Raw genomic sequence first — 19,687 nt, forward strand, 5'->3', positions numbered from 1 at the left:
TCCACCGGAAACCGCCGCCCTTTTTGCAATCTGCCTTAACAGGTCAGGCGCCGAGACGACCGAAAGCCGCAGCACCGGCATAACGCGCCGACATGCCCAGCTCTTCCTCGATACGGATCAACTGGTTGTACTTGGCGAGACGGTCCGAACGCGCGAGCGAACCGGTCTTGATCTGGCCGCAGTTCGTCGCCACCGCGAGATCGGCAATCGTCGCGTCTTCGGTTTCACCCGAACGGTGCGACATGACGGCGGTGTAGCCATTGCGCTGTGCAATGCTGACTGCTTCCAGCGTTTCGGTAAGCGAACCGATCTGGTTGACCTTCACGAGCAGCGAGTTGGCAAGCCCCTTTCCGATGCCCATTTCAAGGCGGCGGGGGTTCGTTACGAACAGATCGTCACCCACCAGCTGCACGCGCTTGCCAACCTTGGCGGTAAGCGCGGCCCAGCCTTCGAAATCGTCTTCGCTCATGCCATCTTCGATCGAGATGATCGGATAGGCATCGCAGAGCGCAGCAAGGTAGTCTGCCATAGCATCAGGCGAGAGCGAGAGGCCTTCGCCACTGATTTCGTACTTGCCGTTCTTGAAGAACTCCGTGGCCGCGCAATCGAGCGCCAGCTTGATATCGGTGCCCGGCTTGAATCCGGCCTTCTCGATGGAAGCCATGATGAAATCGAGCGCGTCGCGCGTGCTGGCGAGGTTCGGGGCAAAGCCACCCTCATCGCCTACAGCCGTAGCAAGGCCCTTTTCGTGGAGGCCCTTCTTCAGGGTATGGAAAATCTCCGCCCCCCAACGCACCGCTTCGGCGAGCGACGGCGCGCCCACCGGCATGACCATGAATTCCTGAAAATCGATCGGGTTGTCAGCATGTTCGCCGCCATTGATGATGTTCATCATCGGCACCGGCAGGACATGGGCTGAAACACCGCCAACATAGCTGTAGAGCGGCAACCCGCGCGCATCGGCTGCAGCCTTGGCAATGGCAAGGCTGGTGCCCAGAATGGCGTTCGCGCCAAGGCGGCTCTTGTTCTCGGTGCCGTCCAGTTCGATCATCGCAAGATCGACATCGCGCTGGTCTTCGGCGTCCATGCCCAGAATGGCTTCGGCAATGTCCGAATTGACGGCGGTGACGGCCTTGGTCACCCCCTTGCCCAGATAACGTGCCTTGTCGCCATCGCGCAGTTCCACGGCTTCATGCGCACCGGTGGACGCGCCCGAAGGCACAGCAGCGCGGCCAAAGCTGCCGTCTTCAAGCAGGATGTCGACCTCGACAGTGGGATTGCCACGGCTGTCGAGAATTTCACGCGCATGGATGTCGATGATCGCGGTCATGGTCTGCTCCCTGCAGTGCGGCGGCACAATCGGCGCCAAGGTTTGGCGCGGCTCCTATCTGCTGGAACCGTGGCAGGCAAGCCGCGTTTGCAGTGCAACATACCTATCCGGGTCGATCTATCGGCCCAACCCTCTTGCAAACCGTCATGCAGGTCTAGCAAGATGGCAAACACAGCCCATATCGAGGGCGACGAAAACGCGCGAACTGCCGAAGGGATAAGAGACATGGCCGACACCACGATGCCCCCCGCCGACGCTCCCAAGAAGCGCGCAGCGAAGAAGAAGGTCGAAGAAGCGGTTGCAGCCATCGGGCCTGCAGTTGAACAAGCCGCCGAATCTGCAAAGGGCCGCTTCAGCAAAGCGATCGAAGAAGCCAAGGCAGGTGCCGAGGCGCTCAAAGGCGAGGCGATGGAAAAGGGCGCAGCCTACAAAGCCAAGGTCAGCGGCACCACGTCTGATTGGGTAGACGAGGCCAAGGTCTATGCCGGCCAAGCCAAGGAAAAGGGTGCAGCCCTTGCTGTCGAAGGCAAGTCCCGCGCAAGCGATGCGCTGACCACGCTGGGCAAGACCATTTCCGATACCGCACCGACGATCGATGAAAAGCTGGGCGTGCAGTACGGCGATTATGCCCGCAGTGCCGCACGATCGATTCAGGAAGCCGCCGCAAAGCTGGAAGCCAAGGATCTTAACGAGTTGGGCGATGACGTGAAGGATTTCGTCAAGAAAAGCCCTGGCGTTGCCGTTGGCGTAGCCGCCGTAGCGGGCTTTGTTATCGCTCGGATGCTTTCGGGCAAGTCGGACGACTGACGGCAGCTCCAACGGGGGCTGAAGCCTGATGATCGAAAATGACAGCAAAGTTTCAGAACCCGGCGTGGAAGCGCCGGGGTCGGCACCGAACGAAGGCATCGGCGGCGCAATAAAGGCGCTGATTGACGATGCGCAGACGCTGATTCAGGCGGAAATCGCCTACCGCAAGGTGCAGGCCGCATATGGCCTTGCACAAGCAAAGGCGATCGCCGTCTTGATCGTTCTGGGTCTGGCGTTCGGATTCTTCACCCTGCTTGCGCTGGTTGTTGGCCTGCTTTTGGCGCTGTCCATGCACTTTGGCGTTTGGGGCGCGCTGGCGATCGTTGGTGGTGTGCTGGGCGTCCTTGCCGGAATTTGCCTGATGCTCGCCCTTCGCAGGATAAGCCGCGCAAAGGCGGCCCTCATTTCCGGGAGCCGAGCATGATACCCGGAGCAGACACCATCGCATCCGCCCGCGCGCTTCGCGATGAGGCGCTCGCCGTGTTCAAAGGTGACCTTGAAATCGCCAAGCTGGAGGTTTCGCCGGGCCGCGTAAAGGAACGCGCCGTGGGCGAAGCCGTTGAAATGATCGACACTGCCCGCGAAATCGCGAGCGAGAACAAGGCCGTGATCGGCGCGACCCTTGCCGCACTGTTTGCATGGTTCCTGCGGGAACCGTTGCAGCAAGCCGCTGGTTGGATTGCCAACAGGGTTGGAATCGGAGATTGACATGCACAACGAAGTGACGCCCCCCACCGCCGAAACCGAAACACTGCGCGACAAGGTGGATGCAGCAAAGAACAGGCTGGCTGAACGCACCGCGAATGCAAAGCCGGTGCAGACCGTAAAAGGCCTGATTGAAGAGCATCCCGTTGCGTCGGTCGCTGCGGGCATCCTGCTCGGTGCACTGGTGGCAAAGGCCCTCCCCTCGTTCAGCCGTCGCACCAGCAGCGTTGATGACGCTGCCACGGGCTTGCGCAAAAGTGCTGCAGGCCTTGCCTCGGTGGCAGGCAAGCTGGCGCTTGATTACGCCACCCGCGCGCGTGATGCCGGGCGCGACGGTTTGCACAAGGTCGAAGAAGTCGGCAGCAACGTGACCGATCGCCTTGCCGATGGCAGTGAAAACGCCCGCCTAAAAGTTATCGACATCGCGGAAATCGCCCGTTCGGCCGCGATTGAGGCGAGCGAGGCGGCTCTGCGCAAGGTGAACGAACTCACATCACGGATGCGGCACTGATCGCCGAACAAATTTGCCCGAATACGACTTTGGCCGGCTTGCACAAAACCGTGCTTTTTGTCAGTGGCACTGACGAATCCTCCCCAATGGAAAGTCGCCAATGCAAAAGCTCCACCTCGTGATGGGCGGTCGGGTAAAAGACCCGCAGGGCCTCGAATTCGTCGATCTGAAAGCCGTTGATATGGTCGGCGTCTATCCTGACTATGCCAGCGCCGAAGACGCATGGCGTAGCGCAGCGCAGAAGACGGTGGACGATGCCGAAATGCGCTATGTGATCGTGCACCTCCACCGGTTGCTCGATCCCAGCCAGTCCGAGGACTGAGCGCCCGAAACAAAAAAAGGCCCCGGATCGCTCCGGGGCCTTTTTTTGTTGAGCGTTCCACCCGATCAGATGAATTCGATCTTCTTTACAAGATAGAACTTATCCCCCGAAGGCACCGTCACTTCGATCTCTTCTTCAACCTTGCGACCGATCAGCGCTTTGCCGAGCGGTGAGTTGTAGCTGATCATGCCCTTCTTGGCGTCCGCTTCATAGGGGCCGACGATCTGATACTTCACAGGCTTGTCGTCGTCGTCGAGCAGAGTGACCGTCGCGCCGAAAATGATCTTGTCACCCGAAAGCGTGGCAGGGTCGATAATCTGCGCGCGGCTGACCCGGTCTTCCAGATCGGCAATCGTCGCTTCGACCTGACCCTGGCGTTCCTTGGCTGCATGATATTCGGCGTTTTCCGAAAGATCGCCGTGGGCGCGTGCTTCCTCGATCGCATCAACGATCCTCGGTCGCTCTTCGCGCAGCGCTTTCAGCTCGGCAGTCAGCTTTTCGTAGCCTTCCGCAAGCATCGGCAGCTTTTCCACACTCGCCATCCGTCAATCTCTTTCCTGTCTGCCCCCGCAGGCTGCCGTTACGGCAACCAAGGGAAAACCTGCCCCCACCGACCGACGCCGAATGCGCCGAGCCGGACCATGATGCCACGATGCCGGGGGACTTGAAGGTTCAGCTATAATAGTCCTGCAACGAACGCACTTCAAGTTCAGCGGTCCGAAGTGCCTCTATTGCTTCCACAGTCGCGACAGATGCCGCCGCCGTGGTGAAATAAGGCACGCGCGAAGCCAGCGCCGATGCGCGGATCGAAGCAGAGTCCTTGTGGCTTTGCCAGCCTTCGGTGGTGTTGAAGATCAGCGCGATATCGCCATCGATGATGCGGTCGACGATATGCGGCCGCCCTTCGGCCACCTTGTTCACGCGCTCCACGATAACGCCCGCATCGGCGAGATAACGCGCGGTGCCGCCGGTGGCCACGATCTTGAAGCCCAGCCCTTCCAGCTTGCGTACAGCAGGCAGCACCACGGCCTTGTCGCTGTCCTTGACCGATACGAACAGCTTGCCCTGCTGCGGCAGCTTCGTGCCCGCACCAAGCTGCGATTTGGCAAAGGCGACTGCAAAGTTGCCATCGATGCCCATCACTTCACCGGTAGACTTCATCTCTGGCGAAAGCACCGGATCGACGCCGGGGAAGCGGGCAAACGGGAACACCGCCTCCTTGACCGCCATATAGTCGATCTCGCGCTTGATCGGCGGGAGATCGGCCAGCTTTTCGCCCGCCATCACGCGCGCCGCCAGCTTGGCGATAGGGGTGCCCACCGCCTTGGCCACGAACGGCACGGTGCGGCTTGCGCGCGGGTTCACCTCGATCAGGTAGACCTCGCCGTCCTTGATCGCGAACTGGATGTTCATCAGCCCGCGCACGTTCAGGCCCCGTGCCAGCAGCACAGCCTGGCGCTCCATCTCCGCGATGATCTCGTCCGAAAGGCTGTAGGGCGGGATCGTGCAGGCGCTGTCGCCCGAATGGATGCCCGCTTCCTCGATGTGCTGCATCACGCCTGCAACGGTCACGTCGTCACCATCGGCCAGCGCATCAACGTCGCATTCAATCGCATCGCGCAGATACTGATCGATCAGCACCGGGCTGTCGCCCGAAACCTGCACGGCGGTGGCGATGTAATCGTCAAGTTGCGCAAGGCTGTCGACGATTTCCATCGCGCGCCCACCCAGAACATAGCTTGGGCGGATCAGCACCGGATAACCGATGCGCGTTGCCACAGCCACGGCCTCGTCACGGCTGCGCGCGATGCCGTTCATCGGCTGCTTGAGGCCCAGCTTGGCCACCAGCGCGGCAAAGCGTTCGCGGTCTTCGGCAAGGTCGATGGAATCGGGCGACGTGCCCAGAATCGGAATGCCCGCATCCTGCAGCGCCTGCGCCAGCTTGAGCGGGGTCTGCCCGCCGAACTGCACAATCACGCCAACCAGTTCGCCCTTCGACTGTTCGACAGCCAGGATCTCCAGCACATCTTCCGCCGTCAGCGGTTCGAAGTAGAGGCGATCCGACGTGTCGTAGTCGGTCGAAACGGTTTCCGGGTTGCAGTTGACCATGATGGTCTCGAACCCGGCCTCTTCCAGCGCAAAGCACGCATGGCAGCAGCAATAGTCGAACTCGATGCCCTGACCGATGCGGTTCGGCCCACCGCCGAGGATCACGACCTTCCGGCGATCCGTCGGCGCAGCCTCGTTCTCCGGCTCACCAAACAGCGCGCCTTCATAGGTCGAGTACATGTACGGCGTCACCGCCTCGAACTCTGCAGCGCAGCTGTCGATACGCTTGAACACCGGACGCACGCCCAGCTTGTGGCGCAGCGCGCGCACTTCGCTCTCGCTCGTCGCTCCCGCCATCGCGCGAAGCGCATCGTGCAGCAGCCCGGAACGCTTGGCCTGTGTTTCGGCCATGCCGCCCGCAACGCCGATGCCGCGCACTGCCAGCGTGGCAAGCCGCTTGTCCGAAAAGCCCATCGCCTTCAACCGGCGCAGGCCCGCAGCGTCGTTGGGCAGGCCGTCCTGCTGAACCTTCTGCTCTTCTGCGATGATCTCGGCGATATGGCGCAGGAACCACGGTTCGTACTTGGTCACGGCGTGGACTTCATCCACGGTCAGGCCTTCACGGAACGCCTGCGCGATCACCAGCAGCCGGTCCGGCGTTGCTTGTGCCAGCGCTGCGGTGATTTCATCGCGGCTCGCCCCTTCGAGGCCGACCACGCGATTGAAGCCATCAAGCCCGGTTTCCAGCCCGCGCAGGGCCTTCTGCATCGATTCCTTGATGTTGCGGCCAATCGCCATCACTTCGCCGACAGACTTCATCGCCGTGCCCAGCAGCGGTTCTGCACCCTTGAACTTTTCAAAGGCGAAGCGCGGGATCTTGGTCACCACATAGTCGATGGTCGGTTCGAACGCCGCCGGGGTCGCCCCGGTGATGTCGTTCATGATCTCGTCGAGCGTGTAACCCACCGCCAGTTTCGCCGCGACTTTGGCAATCGGGAAGCCGGTGGCCTTCGACGCCAGCGCCGAAGAACGCGAAACGCGCGGGTTCATCTCGATCACGATCAACCGGCCGTCGGCGGGGTTTACCGCAAACTGCACGTTCGATCCGCCAGTCTCGACACCGATCTCGCGCAGCACCGCGATGCTGGCGTTGCGCATGATCTGGTATTCCTTGTCGGTCAGCGTCAGCGCCGGGGCGACAGTGATCGAATCGCCGGTGTGGACGCCCATCGGATCGACATTCTCGATGGAGCAGATGATGATGCAGTTGTCGTTCCTGTCCCGAACGACCTCCATCTCGTACTCTTTCCAGCCCAGCAGCGATTCCTCGATCAGGACTTCGGTGGTGGGGCTGGCTTCAAGACCGCCCTTCACGATCTTGACGAATTCGTCCTTGTTATAGGCAATGCCGCCGCCGGTGCCGCCCATCGTGAAGCTGGGGCGGATGATCGAAGGCAGGCCGGTGCGCTCCAGAATGGCCAGCGCCTCGTCAATGGTATGCGCAACGCCAGACCGCGCCGATTCCAGCCCGATCTTGTCCATCGCCTCGCGGAAGCGCTGGCGGTCTTCGGCCTTGTCGATGGCATCGGCATCCGCCCCGATCATCTGCACGCCGAACTTTTCCAGCGTGCCATCGTTGAACAGCGCCAGCGCGGTGTTCAACGCGGTCTGCCCGCCCATCGTCGGCAGCAGCGCATCGGGCCGCTCCTTCTCGATGATCTTGGCCACGACTTCGGGTGTGATCGGCTCGACATAGGTCGCGTGCGCCATGTCCGGGTCGGTCATGATCGTCGCGGGGTTCGAATTGACCAGGATGATGCGATAGCCCTCTTCCTTGAGAGCCTTCACCGCCTGCGTGCCCGAATAATCGAACTCGCAAGCCTGGCCAATGATGATCGGCCCGGCGCCGATGATCAGGATCGAGGAGATGTCAGTGCGTTTGGGCATTATAAACCTAAGGCTCCGCGAATTGTTGCTATACAGGCAATAAATGCTGCATAATGCTTAAACTTTGGATGAGCAGTTATTTGCTCAATTATACCAACTTCAGGACGAGCCATTTCGCAAAGTGCAACTAATGCCTCACAAAGGCCTGTCACATCTTGCCGATCTTGCTCGCTTTCGAAATTTACAGCTTTCGCTAGAGCGCAAACTTTTCGAGCCGCCGTCCGAATTTTGCCTAGGACCGCACTGTCCACATAGACAAGGCGAGAGCCCGTCCAGTCTTCAGATGATGCTGAAGCACGCTCCTCGTTAACGCTGTCCGAAGCAGATTTAAGTTCATGTTCATTCTCAGATGCACGCAGGGAATCAACACCGGTCCGAGTAACTCGGTATTCGGTATATAGATCACCAGGTTCCTTGCGGACTTCGACAAGGCCTTCATCTGCTGCAGTCCGAAGTATGTTTTCAGCCTCATCAATTAAAGCCGCTTCGTCAAAGCTTTCGGCCTCATCAGGCTGGTGGCGACTAAGTGAACGCAGAATGTCGCTAACCCGCATCCATTCGTGTACCTCATCGTCGTCTGGCAGGTATGCAAGGATACCTAACAGACTGCGCCGAAAGCCTGTTGATTCCGACGCTGAACTCACCCCAGCATCCTCACGAACTTCTCGAACAGATAGAAGCTATCCTGCGGCCCCGGCGAAGCCTCAGGGTGATACTGCACCCCGAAAGCCTTCTTCCCCTTCACCGCAATCCCGCAGTTCGAGCCGTCGAACAGCGAAACGTGCGTCTCAATCACGTTCTCGCCCAGCGCGCCCGGCGTGTTGTCCACCGCAAAGCCGTGGTTCATCGAGGTAATCTCGACCACGCCGTCTTCCATCCGCTTGACCGGGTGGTTCGCGCCGCGATGGCCCTGATGCATCTTGGTGGTGCGCGCGCCCGCCGCGAGTGCCAGCATCTGATGGCCAAGGCAGATGCCGAACACCGGCATATCGGCCTCAAGCAGCTTCTGGATCACCGGCACCGCATAGGCACCCGTCGCCGCCGGATCGCCCGGGCCGTTCGACAGGAACACGCCATCGGGCTTCAGGCCAAGGATCGTTTCCAGCGAGGTTTCCGCCGGAACCACCGTCACCGCCGCGCCCGCTTTCACGAGGTTGCGGAAGATGTTGTCCTTCGCGCCGAAATCCATCGCCACCACATGCGGGCGCTTGTCATGCGGGCTGCGGCCAAAGCCCTTGCCGAGATGCCAGACCGAGCCTTCCCAGCTTTCCTGACCGTCGCGCGTAACCACGCGGGCAAGGTCCATGCCTTCAAGGCCGGGCCATGTCTTCGCACGCTCGATCAGCGCGGCGATGTCGAACGTACCCTTGGGATCATGCGCGATCACCGCGTTGGGCGCGCCAGACAGGCGGATGCGGCGGGTCAGCGCGCGGGTATCGAGACCCGAAATGCCGATCTTGCCCTGCTTTTCCATCCACTGCTGGAACGTGCCAGCAGCGCGGAAGTTGGCCGGATCGGTCACATCCTCGCGCACCACGCAGCCGACTGCGCCGGGCGTGTCGTGGCTTTCCATGTCTTCATCGTTGGTGCCGACATTGCCGATGTGCGGGAACGTGAAGGTCACGATCTGCGCGGCATAGGACGGATCGGTCATCACTTCCTGATAGCCGGTCATCGCGGTGTTGAAGCACACCTCGCCCACGGCCTCACCCGTTGCACCGAAACCACGCCCCCATGCCACAGACCCATCGGCAAGAACGAGGACTCCCGTCGCACCATCTGGTTGAGGCACGTGCGAAAGTGCGGGGTCGGCCATGATTGGGGGCGCTCCGTTGGCAGGGGTTCTGGCGATGTTGCTAAGGGGCGGCGGTTAGACCTGAGTCCCCGATGCGTCAACCTAGCGATTCCTGAAAGTTTGGCTTACAGGGTGCGTTTCCCGCTTTTTTGCCGGACAACTTCACAGGAAATACGAACCCATGATCCGCGACACCATCAAGGCCGCGCAGGTTTCTGCCATGAAAGCGGGCGACAAGCCCCGCCTCGCCGCCGTCCGCCTGATCCTCGCCAAGCTGAAGGACAAGGACATCGAACTGCGGACCGCTTCTGCCGTGCCGGACGATGACGTGCTGGTCACCGACGTTCTCCAGAAAATGGCCAAGCAGCGCCGCGAATCGATCACGATGTTCGAACAGGGCGGACGGCAGGAACTGGCCGACGTGGAGAAGGCTGAACTCGCCGTGATCGAGGAATTCCTGCCCCAGCAGATGGGCGAAGACGATGTAAAAGCCGCTATCGTCGCGCTGATCGCCGAAACCGGCGCTGCGGGCATGAAGGACATGGGCAAAGTCGTCGCCGCGCTGAAGGCAAAGCACGGCACGCAACTCGACATGGGCAAGGCCAGCGGTCTGGTAAAGGCCGCACTGGCAGGCTGATCCAGCAATGAGCCTGACCCCCCAATGGCTCGACGAACTGCGCGCCCGCATCTCCCTTTCCGGGCTGATCGGGCGCTCAGTCCGCGTGACCAAGGCAGGGCGGGAATTCAAGGCGTGCTGCCCGTTCCATAACGAGAAGACACCCAGCTTCACCATCAACGACGAAAAGGGCTTCTATCATTGCTTCGGCTGCGGAGCCCACGGCGATGCGATCCGCTGGATGACCGACCATCAGGGCCTGCCGTTCATGGAAGCGGTCAAGGAACTGGCGGTTCAGGCGGGTATGGAAGTCCCCGCCCCCGATCCCCGCGCCGCGAAGAAAGCCGAACAGCAGAAGTCCTTGCATGACGTCATGGCGGCAGCGCAGGACTTTTTCGTGCGCTCGCTGGCCGAAGAGCGCGGCGAGCAGGCGCGCCGCTATCTCGCCTCGCGCGGGTTTCCGGCGCACATCGTCCGCGATTTCGGGTTCGGCTTTGCGCCCGATAGCCGCACCGCGTTGAAAGAGGCGCTGTCGGCCTTCCCGGATGACATGCTGATCGAGGCGGGCCTCAGGATCGTGGTCGAAGGAAAGGAGCCTTACGACCGTTTCCGGGGCCGTCTCATGCTGCCCATCCTCGACCCGCGCGGGCGCGTGATCGCGTTCGGTGGCCGCATTTTGAGCGCTGAAAAGACTGATGCGCCCAAGTATCTGAACTCGCCCGACACACCACTCTTCGACAAGGGCCGCACCGTCTACAACCTGCACCGTGCCAGCCCGGCCTCACGGCAGAGCGGGCGTGTGGTGGTGGTTGAAGGCTATATGGACGTTGTCGCGCTGGCCGCTGCCGGAATCGTCGAAGCGGTCGCACCATTGGGCACCGCGCTGACCGAACACCAGATCGAACGGCTGTGGCGATTGGTGGAGACGCCTACCCTGTGCTTCGATGGCGATGCTGCGGGCCAGCGCGCCGCGATGCGCGCCATCACCCGTGCGCTTCCCCTGCTCCGCCCCGGCCACTCCTTGCGCATCGTCACCCTGCCGAAGGGCATGGACCCGGACGACGTGGTAAAGGCGCAAGGCTCCGCCGCAATGGAAGCCCTGCTCGATGGCGCGCGCAGCCTCGTTGATGTGCTGTGGGAAGTGGAGCGCGATGCCGCCCCCCTAACCACGCCAGAGGACAAGGCAGGCCTTAAAGCGCGCCTGCTCGCCCATTGCGAAACAATCGCGCACCCCGATATCAAATCGCTCTATCGCCGCGAACTGACCGAGCGTTTTGGCGAACTCGCTTTCGCCCGCAAGGAGCGCGCTCCGTTCCAGCCACGGCAGGGCAACTCCGGCCCGCGCGGAAAGGGACAACCGTGGAAGCCCGCCCCTGCCCCTCTGGCAGAACAGGACAAGGCAAAGATGCTGCGGATCGGCAATGGCCCCAGCACCAGCCTGCTTGCCGCCGTACTGTCCGGTCTGATCCTGCACCCGACGCATATTTCCCGCCATGCCGATGCGCTGGCCCGGCTCAAACCCGACGATCCCGCAACCTGTGCGCTGATCGACGCGCTACTGGTGCAGTCCGATTCCATGCAGGCACTGAACGGGCAAGCGCTTGAAAGCGAAGCCTTGCGCACCATATTGCAGAAACGTGGGCTTCGGCTCCCGTCGGCGCAGGACTACGCCGGAATGCGATTCGGCTTTTTGGCCAGCGGCGGTGATTCGACAGGTGACGAACTTGCCGAAGCGGTAGCCCTTCTGGTCGAACTGCCGGCCGTCGAAGAGGCGCTTGGCCACGCCACAAAGCGCCACGAAACGGAGTTTTCCGACGAAAGCTTCGCCGAACAACAAAGATTGTTGCAGCGAAGGCTGGCATTGCTTGCCCGTTTGGGGCAAATGGGCCGTGCTCGTGCTGCGTTATAATTATAGCAATAGGCGCACCCGGGTCTGCCAAGGCCCGGCTCTCACATGGTGGTACCGGGGTTAAATGGCTTCGAACGACAAGACCGATAGCGGTGATGCTCCGCTGATTGATCTCAACGATGCATCGGTGAAGAAACTCATCGCGCGTGCCAAGCGCCGCGGGATCATCACCTATGACGAACTGAACGAGGCCCTGCCGCAGGACCAGATGTCTTCCGAACAGATCGAAGACATCATGGCCGCGATCTCGGAAATGGGCGTCAACATCGTCGAGAGCGATGAGGATGCCGTCGATCCTGAAGAAAAGGCGCAGGACGACGAACTCGACGAAGCGGAAACGGTTGAAGACCGTCCCGACGTCATCAAGCGCAAGGAAACGGTCGAGCGTACCGATGATCCGGTGCGCATGTACCTGCGCGAAATGGGCGCGGTCGAACTGCTCAGCCGCGAAGGCGAAATCGCCATCGCCAAGCGCATCGAAGCTGGCCGTGACACCATGATCATGGGCCTTTGCGAAAGCCCGATTACATTCCACGCGATCATCCAGTGGTCTGACGCGCTCAATGCCGGTGAAATGCAACTGCGCGAGATTCTCGATCTCGACGCGATGCTTTCAAAGGAACCTCAGCCCGAAAACCTGTCGGAAGACGGTGACGAGGCTGAGCCTGAAATCAGCGAAGCAACTGCCGGTCCTACGTTCAAGGAAGAGGAAGACGTCGAGGAGGAGGAATCCGCCGACGACGAGGACGACGAACTGCGCGAACGCCGCGCCCGTCCGGCTGAGGAAGAGGAAGAGGACAACACCCTCAGCCTCGCGCAGATGGAAGCCCAGCTCAAGCCTGCCGCGCTTGAACGCTTTGCCGAAATCACCGCCCTGTTCCGTGCGTTCGAGAAAATTCAGGCCGAACGCCTGGATTCGCTGGGTGCCGGCAACGATTTCCCCGCCGCCAAGGAAGCGCAGTACCAGAAGCTGCGCGAAGACCTGACGGCGCAGGTGGAATCGGTGCAGTTCCACGCATCGAAGATCGAATACCTCGTCGACAATCTCTATGCCTTCAACCGTCGTCTGACGACGCTTGGCGGCCAGATGCTGCGCCTGGCTGAACGTCATAAGGTGCCGCGCAAAGACTTCCTCGATATGTACATCGGGCGCGAGCTTGACGATGGCTGGCTGCAGGGCCTTGCCGGGCGTGACAAGCGCTGGGCAGCGTTTGCCGCCAACGAAGCAACTCCGGTCGAACGCATCCGCGCCGAGATTTCCGACATTGCATCGGCCACCGGCATGTCGCTGGGCGAATTCCGCCGTATCGTGAACATGGTCCAGAAAGGTGAGCGCGAGGCGCGCATCGCCAAGAAGGAAATGGTCGAGGCCAACCTGCGCCTCGTCATCTCGATCGCCAAGAAGTACACGAACCGCGGGTTGCAGTTCCTTGATCTCATTCAGGAAGGCAACATCGGCTTGATGAAAGCGGTCGACAAGTTCGAATACCGTCGCGGCTACAAGTTCAGCACGTACGCCACATGGTGGATCAGGCAGGCGATCACGCGCTCCATCGCGGATCAGGCCCGCACGATCCGTATCCCGGTCCACATGATCGAAACGATCAACAAGCTGGTCCGCACAAGCCGCCAGTTCCTGCATGAGCAGGGCCGCGAACCGACGCCGGAAGAAATGGCAGAACGGCTCTCGATGCCGCTCGAAAAGGTTCGCAAGGTGATGAAGATCGCCAAGGAGCCGATCAGCCTCGAAACGCCGATTGGCGACGAGGAAGATTCGCATCTCGGCGATTTCATCGAGGACAAGAACGCGATCATCCCCGTCGATGCCGCGATTCAGGCCAACCTCAAGGAAACCGTCACCCGCGTCCTTGCCAGCCTTACCCCGCGTGAAGAGCGCGTGCTGCGTATGCGCTTCGGCATCGGCATGAACACCGATCACACGCTCGAAGAAGTCGGTCAGCAGTTCTCGGTTACCCGCGAACGTATCCGCCAGATCGAAGCGAAGGCTCTGCGCAAGCTCAAGCACCCCAGCCGCAGCCGCAAGATGCGCTCGTTCCTCGATCAGTAACCGATTGATCGACAAGCTGGTTAGAACAAGCAGCGGCCACCCGAATGGGTGGCCGTTTGCATTTGTGCCGCCTTGCCAAATGTTCTTTATATGTTCTAGTTACGTATGTCGATTCATGGCCGAGGAGCGCAATCGGCGCAGGTGCCCACCCGCTTCGGACTTGCCACGCGCGAAGCCGATGGCGAATGGCTGGATGCGCGCGAGGAGATTGACGGACCCGGCCCGAAGCTGCGCACCACGGTGACAGAGGAACACCCGCGTTCGATCCTCACGTTCAACCGCTCACCAGACATTCCGTTTGATCGCTCGATCAACGCCTATCGCGGCTGCGAACATGGCTGCATCTATTGCTATGCCCGCCCCAGCCACGCCTACCACGACCTTTCGCCCGGCCTTGATTTCGAAACGAAACTTTTTGCAAAGCCGGATGCCGCAAGGCTCTTGCGCGAAACGCTGGCGAAGAAGGGATATGCCCCCGCCCCCATCGCGATGGGCACGAATACCGATCCCTACCAACCGATCGAGGGGCGATACCGGATCACGCGGGCGGTGCTCGAACTGTGCCTTGAACTGCGCCATCCGGTGACGATCACCACCAAATCCGCCCGCGTGCTTGACGATATCGATGTGCTGACCGAACTGGCGCGCCACCGGCTGACCGCTGTTGGCGTGTCGGTCACCAGCCTTGATCCACGGCTGTCGGGCCTGCTCGAACCGCGCGCATCATCACCGGCCAAGAGGCTGGACGCATTGGAAAAATTGGTGAACGCGGGTTTACCTGCGCACGTCTCGGTAGCTCCGGTAATTCCAGCGATCACCGACGGGTTCATGGAAGCGATCCTCGAAGCCGCCGCCGAACGCGGTGTGCGGTCTGCCAGTTGGATCATGCTGCGCCTGCCCCACGAAGTTGCGCCACTGTTCCGCGAATGGTTGGAAACGCACTTTCCCGACCGCGCGGGCAAAGTCATGTCCATCGTCCAGCAGGTGCGCGGGGGGAAGGACAACGATGCGCAGTTCTTTACGCGGATGAAGCCGCAGGGCGTATGGGCCGATCTTATCCGCACCCGCTTCCGCATCGCCTGCCGCAAATTCGGCATCGGCAAGGCGGAAGTGGACCTTGATTGCACGCAGTTCAAAAAACCCAGCACTGATGGCCAGTTAGACCTGTTTAATGCACCTTAGGTGCGCCTAGGTGCATCTAGGTGCAGTTCAGGCGACCTGATCCCAGACGTATTCCCGGAACTGTTCGCGCAGGTCTTTCTTGCTGATCTTGCCGGTGCCGGTGTGGGGAATCTGATCGACGAAAGCCACCGCATCGGGAACCCACCACTTCGCCACATGCTGCGCCAGCCAGGCCTTCAGTTCCGCTTGCGACACCTGCTGATCGGGCTTGGTCACCACCACCAGCAAGGGGCGTTCGTCCCACTTGGGATGATAGACGCCAATGGCCGCCGCCTCTGCCACGGCGGGATGGCCCACTGCGGCGTTTTCCAGTTCGACCGAACTGATCCATTCGCCGCCGGATTTGATCACGTCCTTCGTGCGATCGGTCAGTTGCAGGGTGCCGTCGGGGTGGATCAGGCCGACATCGCCAGTATCGAACCATTGCCCGGCCACCACCGCATCGGCATCCGCCTTGAAATAGCGCTTCACGATCCACGGTCCGCGCACCTGCAACGCGCCCGATGTGACGCCATCGCGCGGCAGGACTTTTTCGGGATCGCCCAGATCGACGCAGCGGATTTCCACGCCGAAGGGTGGGCGGCCCTGCATCGCCTTGACGGTGACCTGTTCGTCGAACGTCAGTTCATTCCAGTTGGCCGTTTCCGCGCCGGTGGTGCCGATGGGCGAGGTTTCGGTCATTCCCCATGCGTGCGCAACGCGAAGGCCAGCGCGCATGAAACGTTCGATCATGGCGCGCGGCATGGCCGAGCCGCCGCAAACGATGGTCTGCAAGGAGGGCGGAATTTCACTGCCGTTGTGGGTATCGACATGCTGGAGCAGCGCCAGCCATACGGTTGGCACGCCTGCCGAACAGGTCACCTTTTCGCGGTTCATCAGATCACACAGCACCGCACCATCGTTAACCGCCGAATAGACGAACTTCGCGCCCGCCGCCGCGCCTGCCCACGGCAGGCCCCAACTGGCCGCGTGAAACATCGGCACGATAGGCAGCATGACCGAGCGACAATCCATGCCGAACACCGGCGGGCTGATCGCGCTCAAGGCATGGAGCATGGTCGAACGGTGTTCGTAGAGCACGCCCTTGGGATTGCCGGTGGTGCCGCTGGTGTAGCAGAGCATACAGGGATCGCGTTCGTCCCCGTCGTGCCATTCGGCAATGCCATCTTCCGCTCCAATCCACTCTTCGAAATGGAGTGCCGGTTCGCTGCTGTCATAGCAGATATAGTGTTCTACCGTAGGCCAGCGCGGCTTCATCCGCTCGATGATCGGCGCCCACAGCTTGTCGAACAGCATCACGCGATCTTCGGCGTGATTGACGATAAATTCCAGCTGATCATCGAACAGGCGCGGGTTCACGGTGTGGAGGATGCCGCCGACACCGACCGCGCCATACCATGAAACGAGATGGCGGTGGTGGTTCATCGCCAGCGTGGCAATGCGATCGCCCGGCTTGATGCCAAGGCGGCGCAAAGCCTGCGTCATGCGCAGCGCATCGTGGCGCACTCCTGCCCAATCGGTGCGGGTTTCGCTGCCATCGGCCCACCGGCTGACGATTTCGCGCGAGCCGTGTTCGCGCGCAGCGTGATCGATGAGGTGTGTGACCCGCAGCTTCCAGTCCTGCATCGCGCCCAAGGTCTGTCGAAGCTGCTGCATCACTCTCTCCGTTCGTTCTTATTCTACCAGCCGCAGATGCCTTTCCGGTCTTGCGGTCAGGGCTACATTGGCAAGCCCTTCTATCGGAATCAATCGCTCGATTAAGTCGCTGTCCAGTTTAAAATCATTGCCGAGCCGGACGAGCGGTTCTTTCGGCCCGCCGGTGCGCAAGCGGGCCAGCACTTCGCCCTTCCCACCCGCTTCGCGCGGCAGCAGCATCGCCAGTTCTGAAATGGCCTCAGGCTTGCTGACATCCAGCTTCAACAACATGCGCGAGGCATTGGTGACCGAGGCCAGCGGTCGCGCGCCGCGCACGGTGACGCGGGGCGGTTCGTCCGGGTTGGGCCGATCCAGTTCGACATTGAGCAGCACGCATGTGCCTTCACGCGCCCATTGCTGGAAGGGTTCGACCAGCGATTCTTCAAAGCAGGACGCGGAGAACAGGCCCGAACTGTCGGAGAAGTCGGCCATGACAAAGTCCTTGCCCTTCTTCGTCTTGCGCTTCTGCACGTTCTCCACGAGCGCGGCCATGACAGCGCCCGAACGTCCGCCCGGCTCACCCGTGCCGGTCATCAGGCTGCCATAGGAACGCGCGCCATTGGCCGAGGCGACCGCGCGGTATTCCTCCACCGGATGCGCGGCGAAATAGAAGCCGAAGTTTTCGCGCTCTGCCGCCATCTGATCGGCGCGGCTCCACGGCTTCGTTTCAGCAAGGCGCGTGGCGGGGGTGGCGTGATCTTCTCCGCCGAAGAGGCCGCCCTGCCCCGATGTGCGCGAACGGACGGCTTCGTCGGCCACGGCCATCAACAGTTCGGCATTGGCGATCACCTGCGCGCGGTTCGGCTCAAGACAATCGAGCGCGCCGCCGGCAGCCAGCGCTTCCAGCTGGCGGCGATTCATCGATCCGGCAGGGATGCGGCGGAACAGATCGTCAAGCGAGGCGAAGGCGCCGTTGGCCTCACGCTCAGCCACGATCTGCTCCATCGCCTTTTCGCCCACGTTGCGCAGACCTGCCAGAGCATAGCGGACGGCAAAACCGTCGCTGGTCTTTTCAACGGTGAACTCGGCCTCGGAATGGTTGATGTCCGGTCCGGCCAGTGCAACGCCATTGCGACGCATGTCGTCCACAAAAACCGACAGCTTTTCCGACTGGTGCATGTCGAAGCACATCGCGGCGGCATAGAATTCGTGCGGATAGTGCGTTTTCAGCCACGCGGTCTGATAGGCAAGAAGCGCGTAAGCGGCTGCGTGCGATTTGTTGAAGCCGTAGCCTGCGAACTTGTCGATCAAGTCGAACAACTCGTTGGCCTTGGCCGCCGGAATGCCGGACACGTCCTTGCAGCCATCGACGAAGCGCTGGCGCTGCGCGTCCATTTCGGCCTGCACCTTCTTGCCCATCGCGCGGCGCAGAAGGTCTGCATCGCCCAGCGAATAGCCCGCAAGAATCTGCGCGGCCTGCATCACCTGTTCCTGGTAGACGAAGATGCCGTAAGTTTCCGACAGGATGCCCGCCAGCTTTTCGTGCGGGTATTCAATGCTTTCCAACCCGTTTTTACGACGACCGAACAACGGGATGTTATCCATCGGACCGGGACGGTAGAGCGAGACGAGCGCGATGATGTCGCCGAAGTTGGTCGGCTTCACCGCCGCCAGCGTGCGCCGCATACCTTCGGATTCCAACTGGAACACGCCCACGGTATCGCCCGATTGCAGCAGCTTGTAGGTCTGCTCGTCATCCCAGGCGAGCGCGGACAGATCGATCTGGATGCCGCGCTTGGCCATCAGGTCCACCGCCTTGCGCAGCACCGACAGCGTCTTGAGGCCAAGGAAGTCGAACTTCACCAGCCCGGCATCCTCGACATGCTTCATGTCGAACTGCGTGACCGGCATGTCGGAACGCGGATCGCGGTAGAGCGGAACGAGTTGCGCCAGCGGACGGTCGCCAATCACCACGCCTGCCGCGTGGGTGGAACTGTTGCGCGGCAGGCCTTCAAGCTGCATCGCAAGGTCGATCAGTCGCTTGACCTCTGGATCGCGGTCGTATTCGCGCTTGAGTTCAGCCACACCATTGAGCGCGCGGGGCAGCGGCCACGGGTCTGTCGGATGGTTGGGCACCATCTTGCACAGGCGGTCGGTCTGCCCATAGCTCATTTGCAGGATGCGCCCGGTATCGCGCAGCACGGCGCGGGCTTTCAGTTTACCGAAGGTGATGATCTGCGCGACGTGATCCAGCCCATACTTGCGTTGGACATAGCGGATCACCTCGCCGCGCCGCGTTTCGCAGAAGTCGATATCGAAGTCTGGCATCGAAACACGTTCCGGGTTGAGGAAGCGTTCGAAAAGCAGGCCCAGTTTGATGGGATCGAGATCGGTGATTGTCAGCGCCCAAGCGACAAGGCTGCCCGCGCCAGAGCCGCGTCCAGGCCCTACCGGAATATCGTTTTCCTTGGCCCATTTGATAAAGTCGGCCACGATCAGGAAGTAGCCGCCGAAGCCCATGCGATTGATGATCGCGATCTCGAACTCAAGCCGCTTGCGGTAATCGAGAACTTCTTCCCACACGCCCGCGACATTGAGCTGCGGATAGTCTGCGGCGTCAGGCTCAACCTCGGGACCGAGGCACAGCACGCGGTCCAGTTCAGCGTGGGCAACTTCGGGGTAATATGGTTGGAGCCGCAGGACGAGGCCCTTGCGGCTGTCCTCGGCGCACATCCGCGCTTCGCCTTCCTGATCACCCGCAAGGCTGGGCAGGATCGGCTTGCGCTTTGGCGGCATGACGGCGCAGCGCTG

Annotated in this window: 16 protein-coding genes; 9 read left to right on the top strand and 7 right to left on the bottom strand. The window is 61.2% G+C overall.

Going from position 1 to position 19,687, the window contains the following annotated elements:
- Nucleotides 1-43: 43 nt before the first annotated feature.
- On the bottom strand, nt 44-1,330 hold the full coding sequence (gene eno / locus ACOVQ0_RS07275; protein WP_421882181.1) for a phosphopyruvate hydratase: 1,287 nt from the start codon (nt 1,328-1,330) through the stop codon (nt 44-46).
- 162 nt (nt 1,331-1,492) lie between these two features.
- Here eno and ACOVQ0_RS07280 point away from each other — a divergent pair, with 162 nt between their 5' ends.
- The 5 genes from ACOVQ0_RS07280 (at nt 1,493) to ACOVQ0_RS07300 (ending at nt 3,675) form a co-directional block, all read left to right on the top strand.
- The gene (locus ACOVQ0_RS07280; protein ID WP_421882184.1) at nt 1,493-2,137 is read left to right on the top strand and encodes a hypothetical protein; all 645 of its coding nucleotides are present in this window, start codon (nt 1,493-1,495) and stop codon (nt 2,135-2,137) included.
- 28 nt (nt 2,138-2,165) lie between these two features.
- On the top strand, nt 2,166-2,561 hold the full coding sequence (locus tag ACOVQ0_RS07285; RefSeq protein ID WP_421882186.1) for a phage holin family protein: 396 nt from the start codon (nt 2,166-2,168) through the stop codon (nt 2,559-2,561).
- The gene (locus ACOVQ0_RS07290; RefSeq protein ID WP_421882188.1) at nt 2,558-2,845 is read left to right on the top strand and encodes a hypothetical protein; all 288 of its coding nucleotides are present in this window, start codon (nt 2,558-2,560) and stop codon (nt 2,843-2,845) included. Before ACOVQ0_RS07285 ends, ACOVQ0_RS07290 begins: the two co-directional genes overlap by 4 nt.
- Nucleotide 2,846: 1 nt before the next feature.
- Entirely contained in the window at nt 2,847-3,353 is a 507-nt protein-coding gene (locus tag ACOVQ0_RS07295; protein WP_421882191.1) for a hypothetical protein, read from the top strand.
- Between the two features lie 100 nt (nt 3,354-3,453).
- Nucleotides 3,454-3,675 carry a DUF4170 domain-containing protein gene (locus ACOVQ0_RS07300; RefSeq protein ID WP_421882195.1) on the top strand — a complete coding sequence of 74 codons (222 nt, stop codon included), beginning with the start codon at nt 3,454-3,456 and terminating at the stop codon, nt 3,673-3,675.
- Nucleotides 3,676-3,740: 65 nt separating this feature from the next.
- Here the strand turns inward: ACOVQ0_RS07300 and greA are convergent, their stop codons facing one another.
- The 4 genes from greA to carA all read right to left on the bottom strand — a co-directional run bounded on the left by greA (nt 3,741) and on the right by carA (nt 9,487).
- Nucleotides 3,741-4,217: a transcription elongation factor GreA gene (greA, locus tag ACOVQ0_RS07305; protein ID WP_421882198.1), complete on the bottom strand. Its 477-nt coding sequence runs from the start codon at nt 4,215-4,217 to the stop codon at nt 3,741-3,743.
- Nucleotides 4,218-4,347: 130 nt separating this feature from the next.
- Nucleotides 4,348-7,671, bottom strand: coding sequence for a carbamoyl-phosphate synthase large subunit (gene carB, locus ACOVQ0_RS07310; RefSeq protein ID WP_421882200.1), 3,324 nt, complete (start codon nt 7,669-7,671; stop codon nt 4,348-4,350).
- Complete coding sequence (locus tag ACOVQ0_RS07315) at nt 7,671-8,225, bottom strand: hypothetical protein (RefSeq protein ID WP_421882203.1); 555 nt, start codon at nt 8,223-8,225, stop codon at nt 7,671-7,673. The genes carB and ACOVQ0_RS07315 overlap by 1 nt, the downstream gene beginning before the upstream one ends.
- Before the next feature lie 86 nt (nt 8,226-8,311).
- Entirely contained in the window at nt 8,312-9,487 is a 1,176-nt protein-coding gene (gene carA, locus ACOVQ0_RS07320; protein WP_421882206.1) for a glutamine-hydrolyzing carbamoyl-phosphate synthase small subunit, read from the bottom strand.
- Nucleotides 9,488-9,647: 160 nt separating this feature from the next.
- Here carA and ACOVQ0_RS07325 point away from each other — a divergent pair, with 160 nt between their 5' ends.
- From ACOVQ0_RS07325 to ACOVQ0_RS07340, 4 genes are all read left to right on the top strand, one after another.
- On the top strand, nt 9,648-10,103 hold the full coding sequence (locus ACOVQ0_RS07325; RefSeq protein ID WP_421882209.1) for a GatB/YqeY domain-containing protein: 456 nt from the start codon (nt 9,648-9,650) through the stop codon (nt 10,101-10,103).
- Between the two features lie 7 nt (nt 10,104-10,110).
- On the top strand, nt 10,111-11,991 hold the full coding sequence (dnaG, locus tag ACOVQ0_RS07330) for a DNA primase (RefSeq protein WP_421882213.1): 1,881 nt from the start codon (nt 10,111-10,113) through the stop codon (nt 11,989-11,991).
- A gap of 64 nt (nt 11,992-12,055) precedes the next feature.
- Nucleotides 12,056-14,059, top strand: a complete 2,004-nt coding sequence (gene rpoD, locus ACOVQ0_RS07335) for an RNA polymerase sigma factor RpoD (RefSeq protein ID WP_421882216.1) — start codon at nt 12,056-12,058, stop codon at nt 14,057-14,059.
- A 105-nt stretch (nt 14,060-14,164) separates the two neighbouring features.
- Nucleotides 14,165-15,241, top strand: a complete 1,077-nt coding sequence (locus ACOVQ0_RS07340; protein ID WP_421882219.1) for a PA0069 family radical SAM protein — start codon at nt 14,165-14,167, stop codon at nt 15,239-15,241.
- A gap of 27 nt (nt 15,242-15,268) precedes the next feature.
- Here the strand turns inward: ACOVQ0_RS07340 and ACOVQ0_RS07345 are convergent, their stop codons facing one another.
- Both ACOVQ0_RS07345 and dnaE read right to left on the bottom strand, forming a co-directional pair.
- Nucleotides 15,269-16,897: a long-chain fatty acid--CoA ligase gene (locus tag ACOVQ0_RS07345; protein WP_421882222.1), complete on the bottom strand. Its 1,629-nt coding sequence runs from the start codon at nt 16,895-16,897 to the stop codon at nt 15,269-15,271.
- An 18-nt stretch (nt 16,898-16,915) separates the two neighbouring features.
- The coding region (gene dnaE / locus ACOVQ0_RS07350) for a DNA polymerase III subunit alpha (RefSeq protein ID WP_421882225.1) at nt 16,916-19,687 on the bottom strand (2,772 nt) is incomplete at its 5' end.

The organism is Novosphingobium sp., assembly GCF_049240505.1.
In the GTDB taxonomy this organism is placed as follows: Bacteria; Pseudomonadota; Alphaproteobacteria; order Sphingomonadales; family Sphingomonadaceae; genus Novosphingobium.

Bases quoted from the DNA above. Each gene is read 5' to 3' on its own strand.
- ACOVQ0_RS07285 (WP_421882186.1), top strand. From the start codon at position 2,166: ATGATCGAAAATGACAGCAAAGTTTCAGAACCCGGCGTGGAAGCGCCG.
- rpoD (WP_421882216.1), top strand. From the start codon at position 12,056: ATGGCTTCGAACGACAAGACCGATAGCGGTGATGCTCCGCTGATTGAT.
- greA (WP_421882198.1), bottom strand. From the start codon at position 4,217: ATGGCGAGTGTGGAAAAGCTGCCGATGCTTGCGGAAGGCTACGAAAAG.
- ACOVQ0_RS07290 (WP_421882188.1), top strand. From the start codon at position 2,558: ATGATACCCGGAGCAGACACCATCGCATCCGCCCGCGCGCTTCGCGAT.
- carB (WP_421882200.1), bottom strand. From the start codon at position 7,671: ATGCCCAAACGCACTGACATCTCCTCGATCCTGATCATCGGCGCCGGG.
- ACOVQ0_RS07315 (WP_421882203.1), bottom strand. From the start codon at position 8,225: ATGCGGGTTAGCGACATTCTGCGTTCACTTAGTCGCCACCAGCCTGAT.
- ACOVQ0_RS07325 (WP_421882209.1), top strand. From the start codon at position 9,648: ATGATCCGCGACACCATCAAGGCCGCGCAGGTTTCTGCCATGAAAGCG.
- ACOVQ0_RS07280 (WP_421882184.1), top strand. From the start codon at position 1,493: ATGGCAAACACAGCCCATATCGAGGGCGACGAAAACGCGCGAACTGCC.
- eno (WP_421882181.1), bottom strand. From the start codon at position 1,330: ATGACCGCGATCATCGACATCCATGCGCGTGAAATTCTCGACAGCCGT.
- ACOVQ0_RS07340 (WP_421882219.1), top strand. From the start codon at position 14,165: ATGTCGATTCATGGCCGAGGAGCGCAATCGGCGCAGGTGCCCACCCGC.
- dnaG (WP_421882213.1), top strand. From the start codon at position 10,111: ATGAGCCTGACCCCCCAATGGCTCGACGAACTGCGCGCCCGCATCTCC.
- ACOVQ0_RS07295 (WP_421882191.1), top strand. From the start codon at position 2,847: ATGCACAACGAAGTGACGCCCCCCACCGCCGAAACCGAAACACTGCGC.
- ACOVQ0_RS07300 (WP_421882195.1), top strand. From the start codon at position 3,454: ATGCAAAAGCTCCACCTCGTGATGGGCGGTCGGGTAAAAGACCCGCAG.
- carA (WP_421882206.1), bottom strand. From the start codon at position 9,487: ATGGCCGACCCCGCACTTTCGCACGTGCCTCAACCAGATGGTGCGACG.
- ACOVQ0_RS07345 (WP_421882222.1), bottom strand. From the start codon at position 16,897: ATGCAGCAGCTTCGACAGACCTTGGGCGCGATGCAGGACTGGAAGCTG.